This window comes from Aeromonas sp. LsrichE-8G, from assembly GCF_022869435.1.
GTDB lineage: Bacteria > Pseudomonadota > Gammaproteobacteria > Enterobacterales > Aeromonadaceae > Aeromonas > Aeromonas caviae.
Genome location: NZ_JALIHH010000144.1, coordinates 1 through 5518, shown reverse-complemented (window position 1 = coordinate 5518; position 5518 = coordinate 1). Strand labels below are relative to the sequence as shown.

The 5518-nt window shown below is 58.2% G+C and carries 6 protein-coding genes; 3 read left to right on the top strand and 3 right to left on the bottom strand.

Annotation, left to right across the window (positions count from 1 at the left end; all coding sequences use genetic code 11):
• Positions 1-429 precede the first annotated feature (429 nt).
• Both ung and MUW49_RS17735 read left to right on the top strand, forming a co-directional pair.
• Complete coding sequence (gene ung / locus MUW49_RS17740; RefSeq protein WP_010673856.1) at positions 430-1110, top strand: uracil-DNA glycosylase; 681 nt, start codon at positions 430-432, stop codon at positions 1108-1110.
• Between the two features lie 160 nt (positions 1111-1270).
• Positions 1271-1816, top strand: a complete 546-nt coding sequence (locus MUW49_RS17735; RefSeq protein WP_010673857.1) for a hemerythrin domain-containing protein — start codon at positions 1271-1273, stop codon at positions 1814-1816.
• Between the two features lie 93 nt (positions 1817-1909).
• Here the strand turns inward: MUW49_RS17735 and MUW49_RS17730 are convergent, their stop codons facing one another.
• Together MUW49_RS17730 and tal are read right to left on the bottom strand one after the other, a co-directional pair.
• Complete coding sequence (locus MUW49_RS17730; RefSeq protein WP_010673858.1) at positions 1910-2089, bottom strand: DUF3545 family protein; 180 nt, start codon at positions 2087-2089, stop codon at positions 1910-1912.
• Between the two features lie 180 nt (positions 2090-2269).
• Entirely contained in the window at positions 2270-3220 is a 951-nt protein-coding gene (tal, locus tag MUW49_RS17725; RefSeq protein WP_010673859.1) for a transaldolase, read from the bottom strand.
• Between the two features lie 724 nt (positions 3221-3944).
• Here tal and MUW49_RS17720 point away from each other — a divergent pair.
• Positions 3945-5375 carry a sodium:alanine symporter family protein gene (locus tag MUW49_RS17720; protein WP_010673860.1) on the top strand — a complete coding sequence of 477 codons (1431 nt, stop codon included), beginning with the start codon at positions 3945-3947 and terminating at the stop codon, positions 5373-5375.
• 3 nt (positions 5376-5378) lie between these two features.
• On the opposite strand, the gene MUW49_RS17715 is transcribed toward MUW49_RS17720, so the two are convergent.
• Positions 5379-5518: transposase (locus MUW49_RS17715; protein WP_210537942.1), on the bottom strand; the 140-nt coding region annotated here is incomplete at its 5' end.

Below are 5518 nucleotides of genomic sequence, written 5' to 3'. Positions count from 1 at the left end.
CTGAAATGACGTGCAGTGACGATTAAAAAGTGTGAAGGCGATCCTGACTATAAAGTTAACTGCATATCACAGGCCTATAAGTATTTGTTTTGTAGGCAAAAAACTATTTTTAATTTTTAACAAAATGTTCACGATCTCGCCCTGCCGGCCTGCCCATGAGGCTTGTCCGAAGGACATCCTGTTATTCCTGTGTCGACGCAGCCCCGGTCATTGCCCGTGAACGCCGCCGCCACTTCCCAGGCTGGCCAGGCTGAGCCTGACCTCCATGCGGTTGCGTCTTGGGGGCGAGGACCCTATCCTGAGCCCCTTGCTCTATTGACCGAGGAGATAGCGGTGCCAAGCTGGACAGAAGGCGGGGAGTGGGGAGAGGGAGAGGCTGGCATGCCAGCCAGGATGGAAGGAGTGGATTCGCAACGAGAGGAGACGGGTGTGCTGACCTGGAAAGATGTGATTGGTTCGGAGAAAGAGCAGGCGTATTTCATGGACACCCTGGCCACCGTCAGGGCCGAGCGGGAGGCGGGCAAGGTGATCTATCCCCCGGCGACCGAGGTATTCAATGCCTTCAAACTGACCGAGCTGGATGACGTCAAGGTGGTGATTCTGGGGCAGGATCCCTATCACGGCCCGGACCAGGCGCACGGCCTCTGTTTCTCCGTCTTGCCCGGAGTGCGCACGCCGCCGTCCCTCGTCAACATCTACAAGGAGATGCAGCGGGATCTGCCGGGTTTTGTCACACCCAATCACGGATTCCTGGAATCCTGGGCCAGACAGGGAGTGCTGCTGCTCAATACGGTGCTGACGGTCCAGGCGGGCATGGCGCACTCTCACGCCCACCTGGGGTGGGAGACCTTTACCGATCGGGTCATCGAGCGGATCAATGCCCATTGCCAGGGAGTTGTCTTCCTGCTGTGGGGCGCTCATGCCCAGAAGAAAGGGCGCTTCATCGACCGGTCGCGCCACCATGTGCTGAGCGCCCCCCATCCCAGCCCGCTCTCTGCCCATCGCGGTTTCATCGGTTGCGGCCACTTCTCCGAGGCCAATCGCCTGCTGGTCCAGCAAGGACGCAGTCCCATCGACTGGCTCTCGGTCTGCGCCGATCCGGCGGCCTGACGCCGTGCATGCACAGGGGAAATGGTGTCCCCTGTGCCTCCTGTGGTGAGAGGCTGGTGCAGCCGCTGTCTGCATCCGACTTGATTGAGTGCAAAGTTCAGGCAATAAATGACCGTATACTCGAGACAGACGTTTTCTCATTTCAGTGCAAGGAGTGCCCATGTTATCCAGTCTGCATAAGGACCACCTCAACATCACCCGGTTGCTGACGCTGCTCAAGCAAAAGCTGGCGGCCATTCGCAATGAGCAGCCGGTCAGCTACTTCCTGCTGCGGGATGTGGTGGATTATCTGCGCGAGGTATCTGACAAGTACCACCACCCGAAGGAAGACATGATTTATGACTACTACCTGAAATACAGGGTGGTGGAGGGGGAAGTGGCCAACCGGTTGCACGAGGAGCACGCCCGTCTGCTGGATGCAGGGACCGAGCTCAAGGAGATGGTGGAGATGATCCTGATGGATGCGGTCATCCCGCTGGATCAGTTCGTGGCCTGTCTGGAGCAGTTCATCGAGCAGCAGGAGGCGCACATGAACTATGAGGAAGGGGTCATCTTCCCCCATCTGCGCGACTCCCTGACCGAGGATGACTGGCGTCATCTCGAACAGCTCTGGCAGAACCGGGCCATCAATGATCCCCTGTTCGGGGCGGAGGTGAGCCAGCACTTCCAGGCGCTGGCCAAACAGCTCTCGCTGCCTGCAGCCTGACAGGATCACCCATAAAAACAGCGCCCCGGTCAATCCGGGGCGCTGTTTTTATGGCTCCACTCGCTGGAGTGAAACATGGGCGACGTGGGCGTATCAGAGCTCCAGGTCGTCCGATCCTTCATAGGCGATGTCGATGGCCTGCAGCTCCTTTTGCAGGCGGTGCTTGTCTTTAAGCGCCTCAATCTCACGCCATTTGCGTTTTTTTCCCGTTGTCCCGCGGCTACGTGAACCCAGCTCAACGACCTCGTCAAAATCGAAGTTGAACATGTCCATGGCTCCCTCCTTGGTTTTATGGTTTTCACCATCCGTATAACACGACGCCTTTGAAAATAAAACGTTTTTATGACGAAGTTGTGACAACCGGAAACAGGCACAAAAAAACCGGGCTGCCCTTTCGGGAGCCCGGTTTTTGCAGCGCCACTTCGCTCTGTGAGAGCCGTGTGGCGAGCGGCCTTACAGGTGGCTTGCCAGCATGGTTTCCAGCTTGCCCTGGTCGATGGCGAACAGGCGGATGCCTTCCCCCAGTTTCTCGACTGCCATGGCGTCCTGGTTCAGCTCCCAGCGGAATTCGGCTTCGGTCATCGGGGCCGGTTTGGCTGTGCGCTCGCCGGTGTAGTCCAGTTTGCGCACCACGGTGCCTTCGGCCTTGCTCAGCTCTTCCAGCAAAGCGGGGCCAATGGTCAGGCGGTCGCAGCCGGCCAGTTCCAGGATTTCGCCGGTGTTGCGGAAGCTCGCGCCCATGACCACGGTCGGGTAGTCGTGCTGCTTGTAGTAGTTGTAGATGGCGGTGACGGAGACCACGCCCGGATCTTCACTGGCGGTGTAGTCACGGCCGTTCTTGGCCTTGTACCAGTCGAGGATGCGGCCCACGAACGGGGAGATGAGGAAGGCGCCGGCTTCGGCACAGGCACGAGCCTGGGCGAAGGAGAACAGCAGGGTCAGGTTGCACTGGATACCCTCTTTCTCCAGCACCTCGGCGGCACGGATCCCTTCCCAAGTGGAGGCCAGCTTGATCAGGATGCGATCATTGCTGATGCCGGCTTCGTTGTAGAGGCGGATCAGCTTGCGGGCCTTGGCGATGCTGGCGTCGGTGTCGAAGGAGAGGCGGGCGTCCACTTCGGTGGAGATGCGGCCCGGGACGATTTTCAGCACTTCGAGGCCGATGTTGACCGCCAGCTTGTCGCCTGCGTCGATGATTTGCTGTGCCTTGTCCTGGCTCTGGGATTTGGCCCAGGCAATGGCGTCCTGGATCAGGGCTGCGTACTCGGGGATCTCGGAGGCCTTGAGTACCAGAGAGGGGTTGGTGGTGGCATCGATGGGCTGGTAGCGCTTGATGGCTTCGATGTCGCCGGTATCGGCAACCACTGTGGTCAGGGCTTTCAGCTGGGTCAATTTATCGGCCATGGCAAATATCATCTCTTTATGAGGGAGCAATCCCAGGGTGGCGGGCATGAGACGGCAGTTCTGAAATTAAATTACAAGATCCCGGCGGCTCAGGCTCAGAAAGGGGCGATGGGCAGGCCCCATCGTCATTGCCTGCCTAATTAATACGGATGTGGCGCATCCTGCAATAGGGGGGCTTGTATGCGAATCAGCCAGGTGGTGAAAGCGGTACCGGCTGTCGGGTGAAAGTGTTTGATAAAAAAAGAGTTTTATTCATGGTGTGGCGGCTGGCTCCGACATGGAAAAGCGCAATTATTTTGGTGGATTCATGAATTTGTGCGGGAGGTCACATAAATAGTTCTGTCAGCTACTTGAAATTTAATTACGTGTAAAACGTTTTGCGTTACAACCCCTTGCCGATGAGGCATGAGAGGCAAACGCTTGTCTCCCTGGTTTCGTTTCACTCAGCGGTTTTTACCCCCATGGGATGAGTTGTAAAATGGTTCTCTATTGGCTCTAATTTGTGTGGGGCTGGGTTGCGCATCAATTTTTGTTGATTTATTGCGTGCTAAATGAAGCTTTTTTGCATCAAATTGCTCGTTTTTTGTCTCCCCAGTGAGCCCTGTCACTATTCTGAATTCCCTCGCTATGCTAGATTCCGCCCCTTCGGCGCAATGCTGGTTCGGAAATTGACAGAGAGCGGTCAGCGCAGACTGGCCATGGATGTGATAACAACGAGAGAATTATGGACACCTTGATTGCAATGATTAACGACCTGATGTGGGGAGCCGTGCTCATTTACCTGCTGATCGGGGTCGGTATCTTCTTTACCTTCCGTCTGGGCTTTATCCAGATCCGCCACTTCGGCCACATGTTCTCGGTCCTGCGCAACAGTCGCAAATCCGACAGCGCCGGCATCTCCTCCTTCCAGGCTCTGTGTACCAGCCTGGCGGCACGCGTCGGGACGGGCAATCTGGCCGGTGTGGCCGTCGCCATCTATCTGGGTGGCCCTGGCGCCGTCTTCTGGATGTGGCTGATCGCCTTCATCGGCATGGCCACCGCCTTCGTGGAGAGCACCCTGGCCCAGCTCTACAAGGTCAAGGATGAGGATGGCAACTACCGGGGCGGTCCCGCCTACTACATGGAGCGCGGCCTCGGCATGCGCTGGATGGGGGTGGTCTTCTCCCTCTGCCTGCTGCTGGCCTTCGGTCTGGTGTTCAACGCGGTGCAGGCCAACTCCATCAGCCTGGCCATGAACGTCGCCTTCGGCATCCCTGACTGGGTGAGCGGTCTGGCCCTGGTGGTGCTCTCCGGCCTCATCATCTTCGGCGGCATCCGCGGCATCGCCCGTTTCGCCGAGCTGGTGGTGCCCTTCATGGCGCTCGCCTACATCCTGATGGCGCTGTTCGTGGTGGCCATGAACATCAGCGAGCTGCCCGGCGTGCTGGCCCTGATCATCAAGTCTGCGTTCGGCATCGAGCAGGCGGGTTCCGGCGCCATGGGCTATGCCATCTCCCAGGCGATGATCAACGGCATCAAGCGCGGCCTCTTCTCCAACGAGGCGGGCATGGGCTCTGCCCCCAATGCTGCCGCCACCGCCACCCCCTATCCGCCGCACCCGGCCTCCCAGGGTTATGTGCAGATGCTGGGTGTCTTCCTCGATACCATCGTCATCTGTACCTGTACTGCCGCCATCATCCTGATGTCCGGCCAGTTCGAGCCGGGCTCCGGTGTGACCGGTGTCGAGCTGACCCAGCGTGCGCTCTCCTCCCAGGTGGGCGGCGGTGGCAACATCTTCATCGCAGCGGCCATCTTCTTCTTCGCCTTCACCTCCATCGTGGCGAACTACTCCTATGCGGAGACCAACCTGGTGTTCCTCGAGCACAACCACAAGGGCGGCCTGATGCTGTTCCGGATGTTCGTGCTGGGCATGGTGATGTTCGGCTCCGTGGGCGAGCTGCCGACCGTGTGGGCTCTGGCGGATGTCTCCATGGGGCTGATGGCCATCGTCAACCTGGTGGCCATCCTGCTGCTCTCCGGCGTCGCCATCAAGCTGGCCAAGGACTACAACGACCAGCTCAAGCTGGGGCGCGTCCCCACCTTCGATGCCAACAAGTACCCCGAGCTGCGCAGTCAGCTGGAAGAGGGGATCTGGGACAACCCGGGCAAGAAATAAGGTTCATCGCGGCTTTCCGGGGAAGGCCGCCTTGATTTTCAGAAAAAAGTATTCTGAGTCCCTAAATCCATATGCCATACGCTTTATCACTTTGATCTTGTTGTTCACCCCTTCCAGCACACTCGTGTGCATCGGGTAGTTTG

Coding starts and splice junctions, on each gene's coding strand:
- MUW49_RS17720 (WP_010673860.1), top strand. CDS start 3,945: ATGGACACCTTGATTGCAATGATTAACGACCTGATGTGGGGAGCCGTG.
- MUW49_RS17730 (WP_010673858.1), bottom strand. CDS start 2,089: ATGGACATGTTCAACTTCGATTTTGACGAGGTCGTTGAGCTGGGTTCA.
- MUW49_RS17735 (WP_010673857.1), top strand. CDS start 1,271: ATGTTATCCAGTCTGCATAAGGACCACCTCAACATCACCCGGTTGCTG.
- tal (WP_010673859.1), bottom strand. CDS start 3,220: ATGGCCGATAAATTGACCCAGCTGAAAGCCCTGACCACAGTGGTTGCC.